We start from the raw sequence: 24727 nt of genomic DNA, 5'->3' as shown, positions 1-24727 counted from the left end.
AGATCAGAATTAGGTGATAAAGTCCATATGACTACTCCTGTACTTATTTGTGATGATTCGAGTTTTGCTCGTAAACAAATGCAAAGATCTATTCCAGATGGATGGGATGTTGATATAAGCTTCGCTGAGCATGGACAGGAAGCATTAGAAATGATCAGAGCTGGTAAAGCGGATGTGATGTTTCTAGATTTAAATATGCCTATCATGGACGGCTACGAGACCATGCAAATCATCAAGGATGAGGACTTGCCTACCATGGTTATTGTGGTGTCTGGTGATGTGCAGCCGGAGGCTCGCGCACGCATGCTGGCATTGGGGGCATTAGAGTTTATTCGCAAGCCAACCGATAATGCTAAACTAATAGAAATTCTGGTTCAATTTGGATTGTATTCGGGTGAAGCATCAGCCAGTAAACGTGCTGAAGACGTTGAACCTACTGCTAAAGATTCCCATACAGAAAAATTAGATGTTTATCGTGAAATGGCTAACGTGGCGATGGGGAAGGCCGGTGAAAGTTTAGCTACACTTTTGGGTGAATTTATTGACCTGCCTATTCCAAATGTTAACTTGATTACTAATACTGAATTACACATGGCTATAGCCGATATTCAGCGTAACGAAAGTGTGTCAGCAGTATCACAAGGTTTCATTAGCGCTGGTATTAATGGAGAAGCGTTAGTTATTTTTAATGACTCTAACTTTGGTAATATGGTCAAGCTTCTTAAATATAGCGATGATAAAAGTAGCCATTCATTGGAGCTTGAAGCCTTGATGGACGTGTCCAATATTTTGATTGGAGCTTGTTTAAGAGCACTCTCAGAACAGCTTCACTGTGTATTTAGCCATAATCATCCGATTATTTTGGGCCGACACTGCGATCTAGACGATATCCTCAAAACGACGACACATAGAAAAGAAGATATGTTGGCAATCGAAATTGCCTACTCTATTAAAAGCCAAAATATAAACTTTGACTTGTTACTCTTATTCCCGAACAAATCTATCGACTTAGTATTCGATAAACTTGTCACATCCCATTATTAAGGTCTGATTTTATGGCAGTTGATAGTAGTTTGGCGGAAATGCATTGGAAACACGACCTTCTCGGTTCTATTGAGGTAGGGATTGTGGTGTTAGATAAAGACTTTAATGTGCAGGTGTGGAACCAATTTATGGAAAACCACAGCAGTATTGTGCCGGGGATGATTCAAAACAAAAACTTATTTGAGTTTTTTCCTGAAATAGATGAAGAGTGGTTTACTCGCAAAGCGGCTCCAGCATTTTCATTAAAGAGCCCGGTATTTATTATTTGGGAGCAGCGTCCGTACTTATTTCATTTTGACTGCAATCGTCCCATCACTTCCCAAGCTAATCATATGTACCAAAACATCACGATTTTTCCGTTAGCATCTTTGACGGGTAAAGTAGAGCAGGTGTGTTTGGTGATATACGATGTGACAGATGAGGCAGTAAGCCGCTTGGGTATGCAATCGCTCAATAGCCAGTTGGAAAAAGTTAGCCGCGTCGACGGTTTGACAGGACTTTACAATAGACGTTTCTGGGAAGAGCAGTTTGTGATGGAGTACAAGAGAGATAAGCGCAGTGAAAGCCCTTCAGCGCTTATAATGTTGGATATCGACAATTTCAAGAAAGTGAATGATACTTATGGCCATCCTGCCGGTGATGAGGTCATTAAAACTTTGGCTGGTATTATCAAAAAAGCTACCCGAGAAACGGATCTTGCTGGTCGTTACGGGGGTGAAGAGTTTGCTGTCATACTGCCCGATACACCTGTTGCTAACGTAGAGTTTGTAGCCGAGCGTGTTCGCCGTTTAGTTGAGAAATGTGTTGTGGTTCATGATGAGATGAATATTTCATTCACTGTCAGTATCGGCATTGCAGGTTTTAAACATACTTATAAGGATAGTACACAATGGTTAGATATGGCTGATAAATCATTATATCAAGCAAAAGCTGCGGGCAAAAATCGAGTTATACTTGCTGAGTAGACTTGACCACAAGTTGTGCCCTAGTGATGGGATACTGCCAATACCAAGCCAAGACTGTTACCTTAATTACGATTACGAAATAACCTGTTAATGAATGATATCCCTAATACTTCGCAAGCAACTTGGTTAGATACCCTAAAGTCGTTTAAACATCCTCGGGTTATCACAATGTTGTTTTTTGGCATTTCAGCTGGATTACCTTTGTTATTGTTATTTTCATCTTTAAGCTTGTGGTTACGTGAGGCGGGAATAGATCGTGCAGCAGTCACTTATTTTAGTTGGGCTGCCTTAGGTTATTCTTTTAAATTTGTTTGGGCACCTTTGGTAGACAGCTTACCGCTTCCAATTTTAACTCGTTTTTGGGCCGCCGCCGAGCTTGGATGTTATTTTCACAAGTGATGATTATGCTAGCAATTGTCGCTATGGCCTTTGTTGACCCAGCCACGCAAACCTTAGTAGTTATTGCATGGGCAGCGATGTTATTAGGCTTTTCATCGGCGACCCAAGATATAGTGATTGATGCCTATCGAATTGAGTCTGCCGATACTCAGCTGCAAGCATTAATGTCATCTAGCTACATTGCCGGTTACAGAATCGGTATGCTGATCGCCGGAGCTGGCTCCTTGGTGTTAGCCAGTTATTTTGGCTCGAGCATGGGTGAATATGATTATCTGGCGTGGCAAACAACCTATCTAATTATGGCTGCGATGATGTCGATCGGAGTGATAACCACCTTAGTGGTCAGCGAGCCGCAATCAAATCATCTCACTCAAGCACAAGATAAGCACCACCAATTAGGTTTTTTCTTGTTGTTTATATTTGCCGTCAGTGGCTTTGTGGCTAGTTTTTATTTGACGGCATCTGATGCAGTATCGGTAAAAGCAGCATTAAGTACGCTGATTACTAATAGTTATTTAGCCGGTGCACTGGTTGAGCTTGTTCGCTTAGCCTTAGCCTTAATAGTTGCTGGTCTTATTGCTAAAATAGTAATTGCTAGCGGCCTAGTGCAACAAAAAGCAATCCTTGCCACTTATGTGGAACCGGTGAACGATTTTTTCCAAAGATATGGCTGGTCATTGGCGTGGTTATTATTAGCCTTGATTGGTTTGTACCGAATCTCCGATATTGTGATGGGCGTAATAGCTAATGTGTTTTACCTCGATTTAGGTTTTACCAAACCTGAAATTGCCAGTGTTGTGAAAACCTTTGGTTTAATAATGACCATTATAGGTGGGTTTTTAGGCGGCTTATTGAGTGTGCGCTTTGGTGTATTGAAAATTTTGTTTTTAGGTGCATTATTGTCGGCGATAACCAATCTATTATTTATGTTACTTACTCAAGTCGGCAATGATATGACTTTGTTGTATGTGGTTATTTCTGCAGATAATTTATCTGCAGGTTTAGCTAGTGCTGCCTTTATTGCTTTTTTATCTAGTCTGACCAATATTTCATTTACTGCCGTGCAATATGCTATTTTCAGCTCATTAATGACTTTACTACCAAAAATATTAGGTGGCTATTCAGGCACAATTGTTGAATCAATAGGTTACCAACACTTTTTCTTAAGCACTGCATTGATGGGGATCCCTGTATTAGTATTGATTGTGTTGGCCAATAAACGCTTTGATATACATCGTCTTGGAAAAAGGTGAATACCTTGTACCTGAAAATTTATAATATCCTCAAGATGTTGCATTAATACAGGAAATTAAAGAAGTCTAGGGTCTTATTCCAATGCAGTCCAATGGCAATGGATACATCCCTTTACTTTCAAGACAATCTAGGCACGTTTCTAATTCGCCTCTTAAGTAGGGATCTTCAATCAGCGTTCGCTGCGGCCAGTAATGTATTTGGTGTAATACATGCCAAAACACTTGCTCGGTGCTTTCGTAAGGCAGATGTTTACCTTTTTTGACTTGTGCCCATTCTTCCATGGTATCCCAAAAAAACAAATCTAGTTCTGAATAAGGAATTTTGCGTTGCAAAAAGAAACGGACATAATATGCCAGCTGTGTGGATTTACTCTGAACGAAATGACTAACAGTGGACACTACGACCGTCTAATTTGTTGTGGTACATGTGCTCAAGTATAGCTAGAATTTTTATTTTTACAGCTAATAGAGTTTTTTTCGGAATAAGAATTATTGATATGTAGCTACCGTAAGGCTGCAACACTTAAGTTACTTACCATCCCATGTGGCTTATCCAGCCATAAATCTCTTTGGCAATGTAGGCGCTATGTTGTTGATGCATATTATACCCAAGCAATTCTCGTTGCCGGTATTGCAGTTTTAGTGCTTTGATTGTGGCTATTTCACGGGGAGTAACAGTCTGTTGTGCCCATGCATTATCCCAACTACTAAATAAATCTAATACTGGCATTGACGTGTTGGCTACCCATTGTGGTAGCTGTTGATTATATTTTCTATCTGGCCAATAAGGGCTGACTATTACAAACGCGTCGGGGGTGTCAAATGTTTTCTCAGCATAAATTTTACTTAACCAAGCGGCACTTGTGCCTTTGCTGATGACTAAAAAGAAGCCTGGGTATTCTTGATATTTTTCGAATGCGGCCTGTAAAAGTGAGACTAGCTGTTGTTCATGTTTTATAAATGCCTGGTCTTGTATAGTGGTTACCGCAGACTTACTGATATCTAAATTTAATATTGGTGCACTGGGGCTAGTTACTGCCTCAACGGATGGGACTGGCGGCTCTATGTCAGGGGTTGTTGTTTCTTCATCTTCTACAGCAGCTTGTTGCTCGATAGTAGGCATAAAACCTATATCTGGGGCGGGTAGTAAAATAGTAACCCAGCCAATTTTGTTCAGCTCATTGGCTAAAGCTGCAAAGCCTTCTTGGCCTACTATGGGGATGCCGCTATCAGCAATTAAAACTGCGACACCACGAGTAATGGCTGTGGTGTTTTCTTGCAACACATAAATAATGGGCTGTTCGTCAATTTCAAAAGTTTGGTAGGCGTCAGAAAATAGTCCACGCTGAATATCTAATTTTCTTAGCAATTGGTTATCAGGTGCGGCTAAGCTGCGATTGCAGACAAAAGCGAGTACAAATAAAAACAGTAATTTAATAACGATAATGACTCTGAAAAAATATCTCAAATATGTTATCGGAAAGTATTCGTTAGTTCTTTAATTTTGCAGCAGTCATTATTTCGTTAATAATGGATTAACTCACATTTTTATCAGAGACTTCATGCCAAATCTAGCATTCCCAATTATTGAAACTCAACGATTGTTACTTAATAGGTTAACAAAGCTTGACCGTGAACCGCTATACGCCATATTTTCTGATCCCAAAATTATCGAGCATTATGATGTTGAACGTTTCAAATCGATTGCTGAAGCAGACCGTCTGATAGAGTATTTTGACGCTAGATTTGACAGTAACACGGGCATACGTTGGGCTATTCGAGATAAGTCGTCGGGTGAGTTCTTAGGTACCTGTGGTTTCACAAATTGGAACGAATTTGATCATAGTGCGGTTGTTGGTTATGAATTGTCTAAGGATTATTGGGGTAAAGGGTATGCAACAGAGGCTGTGGCGACTATTCTCAATTTTATCTTTGATGAAAGTTTTCATTTTTATGTGCATCGTGTCGAAGCTCTCATCTTACCCAGCAATAAGCCTTCAGAAAAATTAGTGAAAAGTTTAGGTTTTCGTCTTGAGGGAACCTTGCGCGGTAAGTGTTACTGGAATAACGATTTCCATGACATGAACATGTTTGCAGTATTGCGCACTGAACAACTTAAAAAGTAATAAAACTTGACTAATTAATATCAGTTTAAAAAGGCACTTCAGAATCAAAACATAACGTTTGTTCGCTGACTGGATGCCTAAAGCTGAGAAACATAGCATGTAAGTTCAGTCTATTTGACATCGCTAAGGCTTGATCGTGGGCGTACAGGCTGTCACCTAAAATAGGGTGCTGCATGCTCAACATATGCACTCTCAGTTGGTGGGAGCGCCCCGTAACAGGTTTCAGTTCCAACCTTGTACTATGGGTATTTCGCTCTAGTACTCGCCAGTGGGTCAGCGCTTTTTTACCCTGTTCATGGTCAACCATTTGTTTTGGGCGGTTTGGCCAGTCACAAATAAGTGGTAGGTTGATCTCGCCAGAGTCTTGTTGCACCCTATCAAACACAATAGCTTGATAGGTTTTAGCTGTTTCGCGTAGTTCAAATTGTTTAGATATATGCCTATGGGCAGGTTTGTTTAAAGCCATCACCATCAAGCCTGACGTTGACATATCTAATCGGTGCACCACTGTCGCCGTCGGAAATACTCTTTGTACTCGAGCTTGTAAACAATCGGCATGCTCTTTACCTGGAACACTCAACAAACCACTAGGTTTGTTGAGCACTAAAATATCATCATCCTGAGAAACAATTTCTAAGTACGGTTCCATTGGAGGGCAGTAGTTAAGAATTTCCATATATCATTCTCTACTGCGGGTTATTCACAATCAGCCTAACGGCCTCAAGGTTAAGTCTTGCTTCGCCCATGATTGTTTTAAGGCTATTGATCTGATTAGCTACATGTTCAATTTCTTCATCACGAATGGCAGGGTTTACCTTTTGTAAGCTTTGTAACCTAGCTAATTCCCCCCCTAACAATGCTTGCATCTGACTTATTCGCTTATTTTTCACCAACTCGGCTTTTTGCTCAGCTTCTTGATGGGCATTATGCAAGCACTTTTCTATTTGAGTCTTCAGCGCATTAATGAGCTGATTACCCATTTTGGGTAGCACTGGCTCTAGTTGAATAAAGTGTTTGTCAATCGATTGTGAGTTGCTATCAATACAGATTTTAACCGGTGTTGGCGGTAAAAATCGTGACAGTTGTAAACCATGTGCCGCTTTAGCTGACAGCACAAATAAACATTCTAACCAATACGCACCGGCAGGCTTGCTTTTATCTCGACAAAACGCGATCGAGCTTTTACCTATCACGTCAGTGGTCAACATATCCATAGCATGCTGGATCATGGGGTGATCCCAACTTAAAAAAGTGACATGCTCCAATAACGTTGCAGTGGTGCGTTCATAGGTAATGGTCATACCTTCTTCGTCCAAACCTGGAAGAGGACTGATCATGGTTTCGGTAGGCCGTAATAAATAACAGCTTTCATCATGATCTTCTTGAAGCAAACCAATAGCATCAAACAGTCGAGTCATAAAAAGCTCAAGCTGAGGCGACTGTTCGGCGTGCAATATTTGTTCTAAAAATACATCGATGCGACCTTGACCAGATGAATTGAGCTCTAGCAATTTATCTCTACCCTGTTCAAGTTTTAACTTGAGCTCGCGGTGTAGGCTAGCGGTTTGATTGATCAATTGTTCTGACTTAGGGATATTTCTGGGATCCTGAATGCATTCATGCAACATTTCTTGGGTTTCTTCATACACCGTCATACCAGTGGGGCAGGTATGTTCGAATGCGCCTAACCCTTGGTGATACCAATCGAGTAACACCTGTTGTGCACTCATATCAAAATAAGGCACGTGTATACATACATCGTGATTTTGTCCAATTCGATCAAGACGGCCAATTCGTTGCTCTAGAAGGTCAGGTACTAAAGGTAAATCAAATAAAATCAGGTGGTGTGCAAATTGGAAGTTACGCCCTTCACTGCCTATCTCGCTGCAAATTAGCACTTGAGCGCCATCTTCCGATTGAGCAAAATAATTAGCAGCCCTGTCGCGTTCAACAATATCCATGCCTTCATGAAATACCGTTGAACGAGTACCTGCTTTAACCCGCAATGCTTCTGATAATTGCAGTGCAGTACTTGCATTCGCACAAATAGTCAGGACTTTTTCGCCCTTTAAAGATTTTAATTGCGTGATAAACCACTCGACCCTAGGGTCGAAATTAAACCAAGTATTCACCACGTCTGGATGTCTTTCTGGGGTCAACTGTACCTGTAAGTTATTTGGGTCTTCTGACTGTAACAAAGAGTATTCGATTGGTTGAATTAATGAGTAGACATACAATTTTCTTTTTGGAAATCCACTCACCCCAGCCCGACTGTTTCTAAACAACAATCGACCTGTGCCATGTTGGTCTAATAAAGTGTGAAGTAATTTGGTTTTAGTGTGTGAGTCAGATGCATTGATATCTTTTAACATATCAGGGGCAGCAAATTGGCTGATAGCCTGAATGTTGTGATCGCTAAGCTTAGCACCGCTGAGTAATGGGCCAATGGCGGTCGCCAATTGACTATACTGTTTTTCCTCATTCACAAAGCTGTGATAGTCATGAAAACGCGCTGGGTCGAGTAATCTGAGTCTAGCAAAGTGACTTTCGTGGCCAAGTTGGTCGGGCGTAGCTGTAAGTAGCAATACACCTTTAGTGACATTGGCTAGGCCTTCTATCACTTGATATTGCTGCGAAGGCTGACCTTGTGACCAAATTAAATGATGCGCTTCATCCACCACCATCAAGTCCCACTCAGCTTCCATCGCTTGTTGGTAGTAACGGCTGTTGTGGGTTAAAAAGTCGAGGCTACATATGATCAATTGTTCTGCTTCAAATGGATTGCCGGCGTCTTCTGACATCGCTTCACAGCGTTCTTCATCAAACACTGAAAAGGCTAAATTGACTCTACGTAACATTTCCACTAACCATTGGTGTACCAAACTAGAAGGCACAACAATCAACACTCTTTGTGCTCTAGCTGTTAACAATTGCTGGTGGATGATTAATGCAGCTTCAATGGTTTTGCCCAGACCTACTTCGTCAGCTAGTAATACTCTAGGGGCATGACGACTACCTACTTCAGATGCAATGTGTAATTGATGGGGAATAAGATCGACCCTCGCTCCTACAAAACCAAGTAACGGTGAGGTGCTATGCTCGAATTGATGGGACAGGCATTGTTGGCGTAAATCAAACCACTTAGGGTCGTCGTACTGACCATTTAATAATCGCTGTTCTGGCTGATTAAGCTGAAAATGATGGTCGATAAAGGTTTCTTTTAGAATAGCCGCTTCATTGGTATCAATTCGATGCCCAATATAGGTAAGCTGGTTATCTTTTTCCTGAACCTGTTCTACTAGCAACTCCCAGCCTTCATGACTTTTTACACTATCGCCAATCGCAAATTCGATTCGAGTCAAAGGAGCCGTTTGAGCAGCATAGACCCTGCTTTCTCCTGTGGCTGGAAATAGCATTGTGAGCGTACGTGACTCAATCAGTACAATGGTTCCTAGACCTAAATCAGTCTCTGTATCACTGAGCCAGCGTTGCCCTAAGGCAAAATATTGTTGCTTAGCCATTGTTGTGTCCTCACCTATGGAATTACTACTATGAATTGGCGCCAAGAGAATAGAGTTGGGCGTGGCGCGCATTGTAACAAAAAATTAATCATCTACTGTTTAAAAGTAGATGATTGTCTAGAAAAAGTGTTTTATTGTGACTAGGAAAGCCTGTAGTTAAGTATGTTTTAAGCGCAACTGTTTACTAGTTACACATACGTAAATCAAAAAACATGGTTTAACTGGCAGGTACTCTATCCAAGTCCTACAGGAGCGCCGGATGTCCAGAGAAAAAGCACTAAGTTCAAAAATTTACGTATTAGACACTAATATTCTGCTGCATGAACCCCTAGCCTTTTTATCCTTCAAAGAAAACGACGTGGTTGTGCCTATGACTGTACTTGAAGAGCTGGATTATATTAAGGACAGTAAAAAAGATGTGGCCAGAGACGCTCGTGTGTCTATTCGAGCCATGGAAAATTTACTGCATGACGCTACGCCTGAAGATTTGATGCAGGGTGTATCAATGCAAGGTATGGGTGCTGGAGAGTCAGCGCCTTCGGGTAGCCTGTCAATTTTTGTTGATCACGGTATGCCTGTGTCACAACAAGTATTTACTAGTAACGAAAATGATAATCGTATTATTAATAGTGCACTGTATTTACAAAAATCTCAAAATACTAAACAAGTGGTATTGGTTACCAAAGATATTAACATGCGTTTAAAGGCCAAGGGGGCGGGCTTGGCTCATGTCGAGGATTACCGAACCGATCAAATGGTCACCGACATTAAATATTTATCGAAGGGGTATCATCAGTTCTCGGGTAATTTTTGGGATGAGGTCAAGTCAGTTGACAGCCGTATAGAAGGCCGAGACACTATTCACACAATTGAACGTAAAGTATTGCCAGAAGCATATGTGAATGAGTTTTTACTAGACGATAGCCAGCACTTCGCTGGTTTAATCGAGTCTGTTAATGACGAACATTTGGAGGTTTTAGATTTAGGGTATGAGCGGCTCATGGGACGCAGTGCTTGGGGTGTAGCACCAAAAAATATTGGTCAAGCGATGAGTTTACATGCCTTACTTGATCCACATATTGATTTAGTGATCCTCACTGGTCCAGCGGGCAGTGGTAAGACTCTTCTAGCTCTGGCGGCAGCACTTGAAATGGTGGTAGAGAAAAATATGTACGACAAAATCATAGTGACCAGAAGTACTCCTGAAATTGCTGAATCCATTGGTTTTCTGCCTGGTACTGAAGAAGAAAAAATGGCGCCTTGGCTTGCTGCCATTACAGACAGTTTAGAAGTGCTGCATAAAAATGATGAAAACGTGAAAGGCTCGATGAACTACATCATGGAAAAAGCGAATATTCAGTTTAAATCAGTGAATTTCATGCGTGGTCGGAGTATTCAAAATGCCATTGTGATTTTAGATGAATCACAAAATCTTACCGCTTCTCAATTAAAAACCATCATCACCCGTTGTGGCGAAGGCACCAAGTTGATATGCAGTGGTAATTTGGCTCAGATAGATAGTAACTACCTATCGGCAGTCACATCGGGATTAACCTATATAGTTGAGAAGTTTAAGAATTTTTCTGGCAGTGCCACAATTAATTTAGACGGTGTTGTGCGCAGCAGGTTGGCAGAATTTGCGGAAGAGCAATTGTAGATAAATAAACTAGGTTAGAAGCCACAAGCGAATCACTTTATTTGGCTGTGGCTTCCGTTTACTTTCTCTTTTTTATTCTTAACTTGTATAGTGGTAAAAAATTAATAACCCAACTGCCCATTAATGCATTTATAGAATCATGTATTTCGAAGTATGCTGGCAAATTGCTTGGTTTTTACCTCAACGTCAATATACTAAATACCCAGTCGAGGGATATGGGCGGTCTGTTAGCAAAACCGTTACTTATAGCCAAAATATGATTATTAAGGGACTTCTTGGCAACGGGTTTGATTTATCCAATAAGACTAAATATTTGAACAGTCATTGTTAATGCAGCAATCACTAACGTAGGCCAAAATATAATCAACCCAGACTGTGGTGAGTTGAATAAACATGATTGGTAGTCACAGTAAAAATATAGTCCTTGGCGGTCAAAGAAAAGTCGACCCTGAGCGCCGACTTTTTGGATTATGGAAGTTTTAGAATGGCTAATCATTTGAGAGATGTATGTGCCAGTATGCGCTTTTCAATCTTTGGCATAATAATTTAAAAGGCGTCAACTTACACTGCATCCGGGCCAATCGCGTTTATTTTAATCAGCCATGATGTTTATATTACATGGCTGATGTGTCCCAATTTAGCTCCCTATGATGTTAAAAACGTTAAGTGCTGTGTAAACCATAAAACGTAGTGCTATAGAAAGTTAAAATGCTCGTTGTCCATTTGCATCAACGACTTTGTTGAAGACACAGCAGATTGTTTATGAGCGGATGCACGGGGCAGTAAACGGTCGAAATAAAACTCTGCCGTTTGAATTTTTGATGTGTAGAAATCATTCGATTCTTCGCCTGTGCCACTTTCAATTAATGCAGCTGATTTTTCAGCTTGTAAAGCCCAAAAATAACCCATCATCACATAACCAGAGTACATCAGATAATCCACTGAGGCAGACCCGACCAACTCACGGTCTTTCGCCGCGCCAAGCATAATTCGCAGTGTCATGATGTTCCACTCAACTGCACGTTTGCATAACTTGCGAGCCATACTACCAACAGGGCCACGAGACAATAAGTGCGGCTTAGCGAATGAAAAAATTACTTTACTAAAGTCACGAATAGATTGTCCTTTGTTTGACATCAACACTTTACGCCCTAATAAATCTAAGCTTTGGATACCTGTTGTGCCCTCGTAGAGCGTCGCTATTCTAGCGTCACGAGCAATTTGTTCCATTCCATGTTCATGAATATAGCCATGTCCACCAAACACTTGCATGCCTAAGTTAGCCGATTCTAATCCTAGTTCGGTGATAAAACCTTTTAGGATGGGAGTATAAAACCCTAATTCATCGTCATAAGCTTGCTGTTTTTTAGTATCACCGGCAACGGTCGCATTAAACATTTTGTCAGCAATTTTTGCGGCATGAAAAATCATCGCTCTGCCACCTTCAGCAATGGCACGTTGGGTTAATAACATCTTACGAACGTCGGGGTGCCATATTATTGCATCAGCAACTGACTCAGGCTGTTTTTTACCCGATAAAGCACGCATAGATAGACGTTCTTTGGCATAAGCGAGTGAACCTTGAAATGCTGCTTCAGCATGACAAATACCCTGCAGCGCAGTACCAATTCTTGCGGTATTCATAAAGGTGAACATCGCTTGTAATCCTTCATTCTCCTTACCTATCAAGTAACCAGTTGCGGCATCAAAATTTAACACCGCGGTTGATGAAGCACGAATGCCCATCTTGTGCTCTATTGAACCGCAATTTACAGAATTTCTGTCTGTTAACTTACCATCACTGTCAATATTCACCTTGGGTACGATGAATAATGAAATTCCTCTGGTTCCTTCGGGCGCGCCAGGGATACGAGCTAAAACGATGTGGATAATATTTTCTGTTAAATCATGTTCACCAGCCGAAATAAATATTTTGGTGCCCGTTAATCGGTAACTTCCATCTTCTTGGTTGAGTTCGGCTTTTGTTTTGACTTGTGCGAGATCAGTTCCACATTGTGGTTCAGTCAAACACATGGTGCCACTCCACTGGCCACTGACTAACGGCGACATGAATTGTTTTTTCTGGAGGTCAGAGCCGTATTCTAATACGGTATTGATGCAACCCATGCTTAGCCCCGGGTACATCGAAAAAGACCAGTTTGCGCTACCGGTTATTTCTGCCTTAATGAGGTTGATTGATGTAGGGAGATTTTGACCGCCATACTCTTCAGGGAAAGATAAACCTTGCCAACCCCCTGCCACATAATATTTATAAGCTTCTTTAAAACCTTTTGGGGTAGTCACCTCGCCTGCATTAAAATGACAGCCTTCTTTGTCACCAGATAAACTCAATGGTGCCAAGACGTCTTCACTTAGGGTGGCGATACCTTCTAAAATAGCGTCGACCGTGTCAGGGGTAGCGTCTGCTCCATTTGCTAACGATTTATAATGAGGGAAATAATCTAATACATCTCTCATTAAGAATTTAATATCTCTTAAAGGTGCTTTATATACTGGCATACTATTTACCCTACTGTGTTCGTTAGCTTACAAAATATCGAAGGAGATTATAGTTGACCAATCTGAAAGTAAGGGGTTAAATACCATCAATCATGGTGTCAAATACCTTCAACCTGCAATTAATAGTATTTATCAAAAATGCATTCATATTATATAAAAACATTAATGAGAGTTTTGGACGCACGTCAATTAGACGTAAGTTATCTCTTCAAAAATTCTGGCATCAATGAAGTTGATCTCGAAAAAGAGTTAAATTTAACTGCTCAACAACTTGATACCATCTCAACCAATGCGATTGAAGTGAGTAATGATCGTCAGCTGGGTTTATTGGTTGGTTCGAGCATGGATATTCCATCCCAAGGCATTTTTGGATATGCAATCATTACCAGTGCCACTCTAGGCGATGCTCTAAAGCTGATGGTACGCTACAACAAAGCCTTATTACCCAGTTTAGATGTAAAAGTGGTGTCACGGGAATGTCGTGTTCATGTATTAATAAAAGCACCACATTTACCCGATGATTTGGAACGTTTCTACATTGAACTGCTTTATGCTGCGATCATACAAAGCGGAAATACTCTGATCCCAAAAGGCAGAACATCAGTGCATGTAGAGTTTGATTATGATGCAGCATACGATAAAGGCCCTTATCAAAGATTATTTGGTTCAAAAGTAAAATTTAACAGCAATAGAAGTGTGCTAAGTTTTGATGAAGCAGGTTTAAACTTGGGTATTGTAACTGCTAACCCCGTTGCTAGAGATATTTTTCGAAGAGAATGCGATAGACTATTATCCAGAGATACTCATAGAGGCATGGTGAGTGAGCGAGTACAAGAAGTTCTATTACAGGCAGGGACAGAGTTCCCAACCAGTATGCGTGTTGCAAATCAATTGCACATGAGCGAAAGCACTCTGCAACGTCGATTGGCCAAAGAGGGGTATAAATTCCAACAATTACTCGATCAAGTTAGAAATAAACTGGCACATGAGTATTTAACGGGTACACAGCTAACCATAAATGAAATAGCGGCCCTATTAGGTTTCAGTGATGCAGCAAACTTTCGTAGATCTTTTAAACGTTGGTCTAATAAAACCCCAACAGCGCTTCGAAATGAAACATTATCAACATGTAACCGACCCTTTGACTAAATATTGGTAACTGCTTAAAGCAATTTAGACTTTAATATTTGAGCAATAGGCGTTTTATCATACACACTCTATATTTAACAGGTTGCCATCAGGATTTATATAATGTGCTTAAAACCCCCTTGTTTTACTAACACTCATAGAGTTTGGAAGTATTAGTTCTTATTTATCAGTTGTCACGACGACAAGTATAGCTTTCTAATTTGGCACAATGGTTATCTAATCCTTAAAATATTAAGTCATGGGGCAAAATCTAATACAAAATAAATTATTGCCTGTTAATGCATTCAAGATTTATAAGAATAATGTGAGGTGTCTGTACCAAGCCTTAACACTTTTAAATATCTCTATTTGACACTGCCTTTTAAGCTGGGTTTACTTAAAAATACTTACTTCGTCTGAATTAACAGCGTATTAAGTACCGAAATGCTTGGTTCTTTTTAAGAACAGGTTATTCAATTGGAATTTTATAATATAAAGACCGGGAACCAATGAAAGTGCAAGAAGGTGGTATAAGTAAGAAAAAAGAGCAAACGATAAGGATGTCTACTTAGAAATTTTTGAGGCGATCCTGTCGTTTCGATTAAAACCTGGTACGAAGCTCACTGAAGATAATTTGTCTAAAATTTTTGGGGTTGTTCGTACTACGATCCGCAGTGCTTTGCTTTGACGTGCTCATGATCATATTCTTCAGATTGAACCACATAAAGGCGCGTATATCGCGAGTCCAAGTGTGCAACAGGCCAAAGATATCCTCAGTGCTAGAAAGCTAATTGAAGTTGCCATTGTTGAAGATGTGATTAAAAATGCCACTCCAAAAGATTATAAATTATTAAGAGAAATTGTAACGTCAGAACAAGACAAAATTGAACACAAAGAAATATCCAAAGGTATCCGCTTATCCGGAGATTTTCACTTATTACTGGCTAAAATATCGGGTAATGTAACATTGGAATGGATTGCCACAACCCTTGTTCCTCAAACATCATTAGTCATCGTTTTGTATGAACGACCTGATCAGCCCAAGTGTTCTCATTTTAAACATTTTGAACTAATCGACGTTATGCAAAATGGTGATGTTGCAAAAGCATCTAGCCTGATGGCAAAACACATTCAAGGTATTGAGGACAGACCTAAGTTAGACGAACGTGAAGTTGTTTCGGACTTAGAAGATATATTTCGCAAACGATAGTCAGCAATAAACACTATTTTTTTGAAAAATAGTGAAGAAAGCCATGAGGTTACCCGTTTATTCAAAAAGCACTTATTAGTTAAAATCTATTATTTATCAGCTGATATACACCAGAGGATGAATAGGTGGGCAGGATTCAAATTAGTGTGTACTTATTTTGGTTAACATAGGATAGGGTTTAATTACCTAATACTGACGTGTAAAAAAAGAGCACCGATGTGCTCTTTTTTATTTAACGCTCTCTGTTTTTTCTTTAATTCGTTGGACGAATAAATGGCATATGACGGTTTACGTCTTTGTATAATAAATAACGAAATGGTCCTGGACCGCCTGCATAACAAGATTGTGGGCAGAAGGCTCGCAGCCACATAAAGTCACCTGCTTCTACTTCAACCCATTCGCCATTTAGGTGATAAACGGCCTTACCTTCTAGCACATAAAGACCATGCTCCATAACATGGGTTTCGTCAAATGGGATCACGCCGCCAGGCTCAAAGGTGACAATGTTAACGTGCATGTCGTGACGCATGTCATTTTGTTCGGTGAAACGTGTTGTTTTCCATACATCGCCAGTGTTTGGCATTGCAATCGCGTCAACTTCATTATCATTGGTGACAAATGCTTCTGGGGCATCAATACCCTCTACAAATTGGTAAGCCTTTCGTATCCAATGAAACTTTAATTGATTGTTGCCATTGTTCTTTAAGGTCCAATTACAGCCTGGCGGTAAGTATGCGTAACCGCCTTCAATTAAGTGATGGGTTTCTCCTTCAATAACCAAATCCATCTCACCTTCAACGATAAACAGAACCGCTTCAGCGGCGCTGTCGAGTTCTGGTTTGTCTGAACCACCTTTTGGTGCAACATCAACGATGTATTGAGAGAATGTCTCAGAAAAGCCTGATAAAGGGCGAGCGATAACCCACATCCGCATGCCTTCCCAGAATGGTAAGTAACTAATTACAATGTCGGTAAGGACGCGCTTCGGGATGATGGCGTAAGATTCAGTAAATATTGCACGGTCTGAAAGCAGCTGTGTTTGCGGCGGTAGGCCGCCTTTAGGTGCGTAATAGGTGTTTTGAGTCGACATGTTTTGTTCCTCTATGTGTGTTACCCATTTTCAAGTATCGAATGCCCAAAGAGGCTAAAAATGAACCTGAGAGTCGTTGCCTTATGATGCAATAACGTAATGGAGTAATGTAACTACATCCTCAGGGGTTTGAGCCCAAGCCATAGCTGCAGCATCCACTTCTTTTAACGGATGAATGATGTTCTCGTTGTGCAAGGTGATATAAGTTTTGCCAAGTGCAGCACAGTAACCTGCATCAAATGCCGCATTCCATTGTTTATATTTGTCACCAAATCGAATAATAGCAATATCGCTGGCTTTGAGTAACGCCTGAGTACGAATGGCGTTCACTTTTGAAGATTTATGGTCACGCCAAAATTGAATGTTTTCATGCCCCAAAAAATCACCTGCTGCATCGCTAGAGTCGTGATCAGTAACCGGAGATGTGAATGATATGTCTAATCCAAGATCTTCGCAGCCTTGAATAATAAGCTCTCTCCAGTCGGTATGGATTTCGCCAGATAAATATACGGTCCAATGCTTCATTCAGTTTTCCAATATAATGGTGAGTGTGTCTATTATCGAGACTGTTTTATTGCTAAAACCTATGACCAGACAACGGATTGTTTTTAAATTTTTTGCAATAACAATATATATTGTATGCAATATTGTCAACGATATGCAGGGGGTAATAAACGGTCTAAACAATAAATATCAAGGCATAAATAAATAGACGAGTATATAAAGATTGGATCATTTGGGTTTTGTTATTGGCAGTAAAAAGCAGAATTGATATAACCTTATCAATGACCTTTTCACTCGAACAGAGCATGGAATAACTACAGAAATTAGCATGATTGATGGCAATAAATGTTCGAAGGCTGTTCTATAATTTACTCTACGCAAAGTGCTTAGGCTAAAGCACTTCTTCAAGGCTATACATATTGCCGGCTATATATCGGGCACTGCGATTGGCAACCTCGCCTAGGGGGATTTTTGCTGGGCCTGTTGGTTCCATTAGTAAATAGTTCAAGCCATCTATATCTAAGGTTTGCTCGTCGGTTCTAAATGGGAGAACGATACCTAATAATGCATGGTTGGGAAGGAACACCATGGTCATTTTTACATCTGGTAATAACGAACGCACTAAGCTTGCCATCAAGACTGTTTTGCTATCACAGTCTCCTTGATTATTGGCTACCACAGATAGTGGCGGTAAATAGCCTGCACCGTTAGACGCTAAGCGATTTTTTAATTCATTGTAGGGGATGCTTTGTACCCAGCTAAGCACTAAATTGACATAAGCACGTGTTTCACTATTGGTGGGTAATTTGTCATATACGGCTTGGGCTAAAGGCAGCAGAGCCGCTGTGTTTTCAGAAATATAGCGCAGATGATCAGGTTTTATTGTTTTCTGACCTAAATGTGAGCGAAAGTGACTATAATAATTATCTCGCAGATATTGGTTGAGGGCCTTTTCTTTGCTTTGGTTCATGGAACGCTGCCACTTAGCTAGAAGATTGTTTGATCTACTGGTGACTTGAATTTGAATGTCTTGACCTCTACGATGAATCTGAACGCGGGCCTCTCTTGGCTCGATTTTGCGAGCGGCTTTATGTATTTCAATATAGACATATTGCTGGGCTAAGTCAGGAATGAATTTCTTGTGTGTTTGCTTATTGACTTGGCGCAACGGTAACGCGAACGTGATGTCGGTTGTTTGTTCTTGATGGTTGGACCAAGTGTAATTGAAAAACATCTCATTATTTTGTTTAGATTTATTAAAGGATAACTGCTGTGCAAAGATAGGCAAATGGACACTTATAAACGCTATTATGACAAGCCATCGGATAGGATTGCGAGATACCCTGATCATAGGATGATTTTTACTCAATGCACATAAACATGATTAGGCCAACACCAACTTAACATAAACTGCAATTTATCGGTGTTATCTTATTTACACATAGGTTAGTTAATTTTTTTCAAACTAAGTTGACCCAGTGAGTAGACAACGTCAACTAATGGAATAAACCCTGCCGGGGTCGCTAAGTTGACATATCCTTGAGGTTGTTCAATCAAAATGTCACCAAAGGTGGTATGTCTATCTGGCAGCGGATCGCATTTGATTTTTAGATTGTCGACATTAACCCAGCGAGTCATACCACCAGATGCAGCAAATGCTAAGTCAATTTCATCAATATCTACCTTAGTAGAAAATTCATAACTTTGAATGTGTTCAGTAACCAACTGCAGCAAAGCTCTCTCATTTGCTGCTTGTTGGATTTTTGCGAGTAATGTTGGAGTGGCGTTAAAAACATCTATCATATAGAGACCTATTGGTTATTTATTCGTTGTCAGTAGTTGCGACAATATTAAATTTGTCGTGAATACCAGTTGTAACAACGACCTCGATAGGTGAACAACAAATTTGGCAATCAACAATTTGTTGCTGATTTAAATCGTTATCTTCATCAATTTGGATATTATTTGTAGCCATACAATAAGGGCAACTAAATTCAGCGTTTGCGATCAGATTCATTTTTTCTTCCCTAAAAAATCTTAGAATAGTTTAACCCTAATACACTGATGATTAATTAATCGATCACTTATTGCAATATTTAAGTGACACTCGCAATATATTTTTTGAATTTTATATTGCCAAGCTTTCTGTCTTCGGCGATTTTCATCACATCTTCTCGCTGATTTAATGAAGCCATAAGTTGTTTCGCACCCGGTGCCATGTTGAGTAAATCAAGACCAAATAACTTATCAGCCACCACTGAAGCCAAATCAGCACTATACAGAAATACTATGTCTGCTGCAGTTAGTTGCTCACCTGCCAAATAAGGACTGAATTGAGCACAGCGGGCCAAGCCTTCGATTCCCTTACATAAAGCACGTTTGGCTTCTTTTTTAGTTAGTTCATCGACCTGTTGTCCAAAAAATACTTCAGGGTGGCAACGCCTAGCGGGTAACTCCAGATACAACTCTGTCATTTTAACTAATTCTCTAATCTTAGCTTTTTCAAACGTATTACCGGGATATAAAGGATTATCTGGATAGGTGTCGTCAAGATATTCAAGAATGACATTGGTTTCAGTTAACACACCTTGCTCAGTCTCTAAAGCCGGTACTTTACCCATTGGACTTTTGCTGAGATATTCAGCTGACTGATTGGGGTAAAGAGTGACTGTTTTATAATCAACACCTTTAACGGCCAAGGCTAGTTTAATCATATTAAAGTAGTTACTGACGTCGAAACCATACAGAGTTAACATTTTTGAACCTTTGAATTGGTAATTTAGCGCTGGGGTATGTTGATATAAAGTAGCATTTCACTCAACATCGTTTTATTGATGTATTGGTATCACTCATTTTTAGGATTTAAGTTATAATCCTCACAATTGAAGTTAATATTAAACGTAAGGTAATTAGTTATGCGAGTAATCGGTGTTGAATTAAGTGGTAATGATGCAAATATTTGTTTGTTATCTTTGGCTGAAGAGGTTTTCCAAATTCCTGATTGCCATACGCGCAAATTATCATTGCCTAAAAACGCAATCGCTAAAGATTTATGCTATTTTCATAAAACCTTTGCGCAATTAGTACAAGATTACAAAATAGACCAAATAGTTATTCGCCAACGACCGATGAAAGGTAAATTTGCTGGTGGTGCAATAGGCTTTAAAATGGAAGCTGCGTTAGAATTATTAGACGATGTTGAAGTAATAGTGTTGTCTCCCACCGCTATCAAAGAATCATTAAAGCGCAATCCTGTGCTTGTACCTATGCCCGACACCGGCTTAAAGATGTTTCAAGAAGTCGCTTTTAATACTGCTTATGCGTATTTGATGAAAGATAAATACGCACTTTAAAAGTTAACGCGAGTTACGAGCTTAAAGAAAAACTCAACCTGAAAATACTTGGTTTAACTCGCATCCAAAACTAAATAAACGCCACAGCGAACTCAGAGATAGAAGTGAATATTAGGCAATTCTTCTTCCCTCTGTGATCTCTGTGGTTCATTATCTTTTATTCCTCAGTAATCTGCCATACCGATACTGTACCGCTGACTTCGTTACCAATAATGACTAAAGCATTACCTGTTGGGCTATCGGTTGAATTAACAAACGCCATGCCTTCTGGGCCGCTATCACCCATTAAGTCACCCCCTTCAGTAAGGTCGCGATTAATCACATAATCAACAAACTTAGCGTCGTATGGGTTAGTCACATCGTAAACAAAAATGCCACCTAAACGCTCCATACCAATAAAGGCATAGGTTTTATCACCTACTTGACCAACCGTTAATGCTTCGGGCTCTGGGCCTTTGTTGGCAGAGCGAGAGTCTCCTTCATTTTCATCGTTGTTGTTATTGAATGCATTGCCATGAATAGAAGCGCTAATGCGCTCAAAATCATCACCTGAATCAAATACCACTAGGCCATTACTGTCCCAGATAGTGAATGAACGAGCACCGTAGGCGTAAAGCGCTTCATATTCACCATCATTGTCACTGTCACCCAATGCTTTGGTCACATTTAAGCGTCCTAGTGGGTAGGCAGTGAAGTCAAAATCTCTTGGATCATCACCGGCTATGGTGTCTAGGTTTGATCCCGGCGCAAAAGCAAGACGTCGTGCTTGAGTTTCTTCGGTATAAGACAAACAACCATCATCCTCGTCAAAGTCTTGGCCACCTGCGGCGGTGCATAAGTCTTCATCTTGCAAGCCGTCAGCATTTAACGTATCGAAGTAATACTCTCGTGCATCACCTTCGTTTGCGGTCAACAAAAAGTTTGCGTCTTTCCATTGATATGAGGCGATAGTATCAGGCATATACATACCGTACAGGCCGTCATATTGACCAAAACTCACAGTGCCATCTTCCATGCCATCTATCTGAAACTCACTCCAATCCTTAAAGCCAAGCCCTATCACTTTCACACTGTTGTCGCTCAAATCAACAATGGCTAAACCGTTATTTTCTTGAAGTGTAACGTAAGCAACTTCATTAGTAGTGGTGATGTATTCTGGCTCTAAATCTTGCGCCACCGTTGTGGTGATCAACGTGCCATTAATTGTGCGACCGGATGGATTAGGGAAGTGCATGCCTTTAGCTTCGAGATCAGCTTGTTTGCCGTTATAGTCAGAGAAGCTGATAGTGGTTGAGATGTCGCTGGGCGAACCATCTGCAATGGTGATGACTGATATCGAACCTTCTGGATCAATAGTGTAATCACCACTTGGTTCACCTTCATTAGCCGTTAATACTTTACTGGCATCCGGTGTGAAGGTGACCATATCGGGTAAGTTGCCGACTTCTACTGCTTTTACAAACGTTGGCGAAGACGTATCTAGACCGTTATAAAACAATACAAAACCATTTGTTGCTTTATCTTCAGCGGGTACGGCCACAGCCATCCAGTCTCCTGAAACTGCAACACTGGTAGGGCCAGATAAAACTATTCCGCTTTGCTCAGTCGGTAGCATGAGTGCCGTGGATGTTAGATTCTCACTCGATAGAGGATTAGACAAAGCATCTGATGTCAAAGATGAAGCATCAATGATTTCAATGGTTGGTTCATTAGCTGCACTATTGATGGCATAGATAGTGTTGGAGGCAGGGTGAAATTGCACAATTTCTGCAGCGCCTTCAGGATCACTGGGATTGAGTTGGATGCGCCCAACCAAACTCAGTCTAATACTGGCATTTGCGTCTTGACCATTAATGCCATCACTACCATCTGTTCCAGAGTTACCGAATTCACCCTGAGTGCCAATCGCACCGGGTTCACCATCATCACCTTCTAAGAAACAACCCGTTAACGATAAGCTCATTGCCAAGGCAAGGGCTGAATACTTAGAACATTTAACTACTTGCATCACTTTTTCCTTTATATGCTATTTTGATTACAAGCAGCATATGAAAGTACGATGACAGTAATGTGATAGAGACATGACAGCTTTATGACATTGAAATAAGCTTTATCAAAGTCAGGTAACATTTGTGCGGAAGGTTGATGTTTTAGTTGTATCAATTCAGTTGTTAGTTGTGGGACGTGCTCACAATATAATATATCTAGGGCAAGCCTATTATTTCTATGTAAGCCTCTGTGGATCATATTTGCAGAGAATAGCAGTACATCTCTTACCATCAAAGGTATTGGAACGCCGTTTGATAAGCTTTTAGAATGCTTATGGCCATTTTGCTCCAGCCTGACTTGCAATGCCTCATCAGTATCCTCGGTTTATATGGGAACCGGGGATCACCTCAAACCAACATCCGCAGTCAGAGGAATTTTGACATGTAAGACTTCTGGTCCAGTCAGTGCCAATTTTTGCTCTTCCACTGTCAAATGGTATTGTGGATCACGATGCTAATAGTTGTGTTGTTTGGTATTGAAAGGGTCGAAAAATAACTGAGTACTCATAAACACGTGTGACTGTATGACTTGGTTCACGGCTTCTAATAAGCGCATATCACTGATCAACGAAAATAAAGCTAATCGTTGCGCTTCAGTCAAATATTGCCAAGACGTTAAGCCTAAACTGTTAATTGCGCTCGTTTCATAAAAATCAAAATTATCAGTACACTAAGCGTGGTGGGAAACGTCCACTACTTGCTTAACCTTTGACAGGGCAAAAGGTGCTATAGACGTGTCTAGTTTTACAAGTCCATTTTTGGCGAATTGTCGATGGGTGTGGCCAGTTCTCATTAACGACTAAGTACCCCTATACACTCTAACTCAACCCGTGTACTAAGGGCTAACCCGTTTGTAGCAAAGGCTCTGTGAGCAGGAAAGTTTTTTGCAAAATACCCCGTATAAACTTCATTAAAAGCGGGCCAATCTTTTATGTCTGCCAACATCACTGTGCATTTCACTAAGTCGTTCATAGTTAAACTATGTTTCGCCAAACTTGCTTGAATATTATCCATAGTTTGTTGAGTTCCGTTTTTAATCCCACCTGCAATCAGTTTACTGGTATTCGGTAGAGTGCATAATTCGCCTGAAAAATAACAAATTTCCCACGCGCACCGCATTCAAAAAAGGGTAATTGTTATCAATATCTCGCTGGGGAGAGAAATATTCTACTGGCTCCCCTGATGCTTGCTAGGAAATGACGATGCTGATCAAAACAGCGAAAAAGGTTGTTACTAATCTTAAATTTATAACGTTCATGATGGCACCTTAAGGGGCGTTATTAGTTGTTTTACTTTGTCTGCTACGAATACCGTAAACAACTAAATAGATTAAAATCATAGTTATAATTGCAAAGCCACTCCACTTTGTCGCTGTAACAAAACCAGCCATATTTGCAATTACAGAATGTCTTGTCGGATAAGTACTGAGCAGAAAAATCAACATAGAGTTTTCAATTAAGTCAAAAAGTACGACAACGTAAGGCATAAAAATTATTTTTTTAAGAAATGAGATAGAAAAGTTTTTTATGATTAAGGTCAGAATCATGGTCAATAACGTGCCATAAAAAATGGGGTAGGCGAAATCTACGGTGAATAAACCAATTATGTATCTGGCACGAATGGTTTCTCCATAACTTGTCAACATTTGATACAGCGTGTCTTGGTTATACCAAAGGAGTAAGTCGAGTGGTCCAACACTGCCAGTGTTAATAATATTAGGTAAAAGAAACAGCGGGAATATTAAATAGACGACACACATACCTATTATCAATCGAATGTTCGTTACTCTGAAGAACCAAGTAGTAATATTTTCCATTATTCACATTTACCTTAGATGATAATTTCCTTAGTGACTATCATCTATCTAAACACCTAGACAAATCTAGGGGAGGGGGCGTTTTTATAGCAA

The 24727-nt window shown here is 40.3% G+C and carries 23 protein-coding genes and 1 pseudogene; 10 read left to right on the top strand and 14 right to left on the bottom strand.

The window, feature by feature from the left end; genetic code table 11:
* Nucleotides 1-27: 27 nt before the first annotated feature.
* The 4 genes from C427_RS20895 to C427_RS20885 all read left to right on the top strand — a co-directional run bounded on the left by C427_RS20895 (nt 28) and on the right by C427_RS20885 (nt 3661).
* Complete coding sequence (locus C427_RS20895; protein ID WP_007643036.1) at nt 28-1044, top strand: response regulator; 1017 nt, start codon at nt 28-30, stop codon at nt 1042-1044.
* A gap of 11 nt (nt 1045-1055) precedes the next feature.
* Entirely contained in the window at nt 1056-2009 is a 954-nt protein-coding gene (locus C427_RS20890; RefSeq protein WP_007643038.1) for a sensor domain-containing diguanylate cyclase, read from the top strand.
* Nucleotides 2010-2099: 90 nt separating this feature from the next.
* Nucleotides 2100-2408, top strand: coding sequence for a putative transporter (locus C427_RS26820; protein ID WP_015431288.1), 309 nt, complete (start codon nt 2100-2102; stop codon nt 2406-2408).
* Nucleotides 2390-3661, top strand: a complete 1272-nt coding sequence (locus C427_RS20885; protein ID WP_201765503.1) for an AmpG family muropeptide MFS transporter — start codon at nt 2390-2392, stop codon at nt 3659-3661. Before C427_RS26820 ends, C427_RS20885 begins: the two co-directional genes overlap by 19 nt.
* A 66-nt stretch (nt 3662-3727) precedes the next feature.
* On the opposite strand, the gene C427_RS20880 is transcribed toward C427_RS20885, so the two are convergent.
* A complete protein-coding gene (locus tag C427_RS20880) occupies nt 3728-3994 on the bottom strand; it encodes a hypothetical protein (protein WP_226991289.1) in 267 nt (88 codons plus the stop codon).
* Nucleotides 3995-4193: 199 nt separating this feature from the next.
* A complete protein-coding gene (locus C427_RS20875) occupies nt 4194-5129 on the bottom strand; it encodes a DUF3530 family protein (RefSeq protein ID WP_007643047.1) in 936 nt (311 codons plus the stop codon).
* Between the two features lie 94 nt (nt 5130-5223).
* Here C427_RS20875 and C427_RS20870 point away from each other — a divergent pair, with 94 nt between their 5' ends.
* Nucleotides 5224-5787 carry a GNAT family N-acetyltransferase gene (locus C427_RS20870; protein WP_007643048.1) on the top strand — a complete coding sequence of 188 codons (564 nt, stop codon included), beginning with the start codon at nt 5224-5226 and terminating at the stop codon, nt 5785-5787.
* Between the two features lie 25 nt (nt 5788-5812).
* On the opposite strand, the gene C427_RS20865 is transcribed toward C427_RS20870, so the two are convergent.
* Together C427_RS20865 and rapA are read right to left on the bottom strand one after the other, a co-directional pair.
* Complete coding sequence (locus tag C427_RS20865) at nt 5813-6463, bottom strand: pseudouridine synthase (RefSeq protein WP_007643049.1); 651 nt, start codon at nt 6461-6463, stop codon at nt 5813-5815.
* A gap of 10 nt (nt 6464-6473) precedes the next feature.
* Complete coding sequence (gene rapA / locus C427_RS20860; RefSeq protein WP_007643051.1) at nt 6474-9308, bottom strand: RNA polymerase-associated protein RapA; 2835 nt, start codon at nt 9306-9308, stop codon at nt 6474-6476.
* Nucleotides 9309-9567: 259 nt separating this feature from the next.
* Between rapA and C427_RS20855 the strand changes: the two genes are divergently transcribed.
* Nucleotides 9568-10965: a PhoH family protein gene (locus C427_RS20855; RefSeq protein WP_007643056.1), complete on the top strand. Its 1398-nt coding sequence runs from the start codon at nt 9568-9570 to the stop codon at nt 10963-10965.
* Nucleotides 10966-11658: 693 nt separating this feature from the next.
* On the opposite strand, the gene C427_RS20845 is transcribed toward C427_RS20855, so the two are convergent.
* Entirely contained in the window at nt 11659-13485 is a 1827-nt protein-coding gene (locus tag C427_RS20845) for an acyl-CoA dehydrogenase C-terminal domain-containing protein (RefSeq protein ID WP_007643058.1), read from the bottom strand.
* A 165-nt stretch (nt 13486-13650) separates the two neighbouring features.
* Between C427_RS20845 and C427_RS20840 the strand changes: the two genes are divergently transcribed.
* From C427_RS20840 to C427_RS20835, 3 genes and pseudogenes are all read left to right on the top strand, one after another.
* A complete protein-coding gene (locus C427_RS20840) occupies nt 13651-14634 on the top strand; it encodes an AraC family transcriptional regulator (RefSeq protein WP_015431286.1) in 984 nt (327 codons plus the stop codon).
* A gap of 547 nt (nt 14635-15181) precedes the next feature.
* A pseudogene (locus tag C427_RS28915) lies at nt 15182-15301 on the top strand (GntR family transcriptional regulator); the annotation flags it as partial.
* A gap of 63 nt (nt 15302-15364) precedes the next feature.
* Complete coding sequence (locus tag C427_RS20835) at nt 15365-15823, top strand: GntR family transcriptional regulator (protein ID WP_007643066.1); 459 nt, start codon at nt 15365-15367, stop codon at nt 15821-15823.
* A 253-nt stretch (nt 15824-16076) separates the two neighbouring features.
* Here C427_RS20835 and C427_RS20830 read toward each other — a convergent pair whose 3' ends face one another.
* From C427_RS20830 to C427_RS20805, 6 genes are all read right to left on the bottom strand, one after another.
* A complete protein-coding gene (locus C427_RS20830) occupies nt 16077-16913 on the bottom strand; it encodes a bifunctional allantoicase/(S)-ureidoglycine aminohydrolase (protein ID WP_007643068.1) in 837 nt (278 codons plus the stop codon).
* 81 nt (nt 16914-16994) lie between these two features.
* Nucleotides 16995-17438, bottom strand: coding sequence for a YtoQ family protein (locus C427_RS20825; protein ID WP_007643070.1), 444 nt, complete (start codon nt 17436-17438; stop codon nt 16995-16997).
* A 370-nt stretch (nt 17439-17808) separates the two neighbouring features.
* On the bottom strand, nt 17809-18705 hold the full coding sequence (locus C427_RS20820; protein WP_007643075.1) for a hypothetical protein: 897 nt from the start codon (nt 18703-18705) through the stop codon (nt 17809-17811).
* Nucleotides 18706-18863: 158 nt separating this feature from the next.
* A complete protein-coding gene (locus C427_RS20815) occupies nt 18864-19220 on the bottom strand; it encodes a hypothetical protein (protein ID WP_007643077.1) in 357 nt (118 codons plus the stop codon).
* A gap of 19 nt (nt 19221-19239) precedes the next feature.
* Nucleotides 19240-19434: a CPXCG motif-containing cysteine-rich protein gene (locus C427_RS20810; RefSeq protein WP_007643079.1), complete on the bottom strand. Its 195-nt coding sequence runs from the start codon at nt 19432-19434 to the stop codon at nt 19240-19242.
* A gap of 79 nt (nt 19435-19513) precedes the next feature.
* Nucleotides 19514-20173 carry a glutathione S-transferase family protein gene (locus C427_RS20805; protein ID WP_007643081.1) on the bottom strand — a complete coding sequence of 220 codons (660 nt, stop codon included), beginning with the start codon at nt 20171-20173 and terminating at the stop codon, nt 19514-19516.
* Nucleotides 20174-20332: 159 nt separating this feature from the next.
* On the opposite strand from C427_RS20805, the gene C427_RS20800 reads away from it, so the two are divergent.
* Nucleotides 20333-20770, top strand: coding sequence for a DUF3010 family protein (locus tag C427_RS20800; protein WP_007643083.1), 438 nt, complete (start codon nt 20333-20335; stop codon nt 20768-20770).
* Between the two features lie 157 nt (nt 20771-20927).
* On the opposite strand, the gene C427_RS20795 is transcribed toward C427_RS20800, so the two are convergent.
* The 3 genes from C427_RS20795 to C427_RS20785 form a co-directional block, all read right to left on the bottom strand.
* Entirely contained in the window at nt 20928-22778 is a 1851-nt protein-coding gene (locus C427_RS20795; RefSeq protein ID WP_007643085.1) for a choice-of-anchor I family protein, read from the bottom strand.
* An 832-nt stretch (nt 22779-23610) separates the two neighbouring features.
* A complete protein-coding gene (locus C427_RS20790) occupies nt 23611-23937 on the bottom strand; it encodes a Rid family hydrolase (RefSeq protein ID WP_226991290.1) in 327 nt (108 codons plus the stop codon).
* 148 nt (nt 23938-24085) lie between these two features.
* Nucleotides 24086-24634, bottom strand: a complete 549-nt coding sequence (locus C427_RS20785; protein ID WP_007643092.1) for a hypothetical protein — start codon at nt 24632-24634, stop codon at nt 24086-24088.
* Nucleotides 24635-24727 lie beyond the last annotated feature (93 nt).

Source organism: Paraglaciecola psychrophila 170, assembly GCF_000347635.1.
GTDB lineage: Bacteria > Pseudomonadota > Gammaproteobacteria > Enterobacterales > Alteromonadaceae > Paraglaciecola > Paraglaciecola psychrophila.
This window is presented reverse-complemented; position numbering and strand designations above follow the sequence as displayed.

Bases quoted from the DNA above. Each gene is read 5' to 3' on its own strand.
- C427_RS20845 (WP_007643058.1), bottom strand. From the start codon at position 13,485: ATGCCAGTATATAAAGCACCTTTAAGAGATATTAAATTCTTAATGAGA.
- C427_RS20800 (WP_007643083.1), top strand. From the start codon at position 20,333: ATGCGAGTAATCGGTGTTGAATTAAGTGGTAATGATGCAAATATTTGT.
- C427_RS20885 (WP_201765503.1), top strand. From the start codon at position 2,390: ATGTTATTTTCACAAGTGATGATTATGCTAGCAATTGTCGCTATGGCC.
- rapA (WP_007643051.1), bottom strand. From the start codon at position 9,308: ATGGCTAAGCAACAATATTTTGCCTTAGGGCAACGCTGGCTCAGTGAT.
- C427_RS20810 (WP_007643079.1), bottom strand. From the start codon at position 19,434: ATGAATCTGATCGCAAACGCTGAATTTAGTTGCCCTTATTGTATGGCT.
- C427_RS20790 (WP_226991290.1), bottom strand. From the start codon at position 23,937: ATGCGGTGCGCGTGGGAAATTTGTTATTTTTCAGGCGAATTATGCACT.
- C427_RS20795 (WP_007643085.1), bottom strand. From the start codon at position 22,778: ATGCAAGTAGTTAAATGTTCTAAGTATTCAGCCCTTGCCTTGGCAATG.
- C427_RS20890 (WP_007643038.1), top strand. From the start codon at position 1,056: ATGGCAGTTGATAGTAGTTTGGCGGAAATGCATTGGAAACACGACCTT.
- C427_RS20870 (WP_007643048.1), top strand. From the start codon at position 5,224: ATGCCAAATCTAGCATTCCCAATTATTGAAACTCAACGATTGTTACTT.
- C427_RS20830 (WP_007643068.1), bottom strand. From the start codon at position 16,913: ATGTCGACTCAAAACACCTATTACGCACCTAAAGGCGGCCTACCGCCG.
- C427_RS20855 (WP_007643056.1), top strand. From the start codon at position 9,568: ATGTCCAGAGAAAAAGCACTAAGTTCAAAAATTTACGTATTAGACACT.
- C427_RS20865 (WP_007643049.1), bottom strand. From the start codon at position 6,463: ATGGAAATTCTTAACTACTGCCCTCCAATGGAACCGTACTTAGAAATT.
- C427_RS20815 (WP_007643077.1), bottom strand. From the start codon at position 19,220: ATGATAGATGTTTTTAACGCCACTCCAACATTACTCGCAAAAATCCAA.
- C427_RS20840 (WP_015431286.1), top strand. From the start codon at position 13,651: ATGAGAGTTTTGGACGCACGTCAATTAGACGTAAGTTATCTCTTCAAA.
- C427_RS20895 (WP_007643036.1), top strand. From the start codon at position 28: ATGACTACTCCTGTACTTATTTGTGATGATTCGAGTTTTGCTCGTAAA.
- C427_RS20825 (WP_007643070.1), bottom strand. From the start codon at position 17,438: ATGAAGCATTGGACCGTATATTTATCTGGCGAAATCCATACCGACTGG.
- C427_RS20805 (WP_007643081.1), bottom strand. From the start codon at position 20,173: ATGTTAACTCTGTATGGTTTCGACGTCAGTAACTACTTTAATATGATT.
- C427_RS26820 (WP_015431288.1), top strand. From the start codon at position 2,100: ATGAATGATATCCCTAATACTTCGCAAGCAACTTGGTTAGATACCCTA.
- C427_RS20785 (WP_007643092.1), bottom strand. From the start codon at position 24,634: ATGGAAAATATTACTACTTGGTTCTTCAGAGTAACGAACATTCGATTG.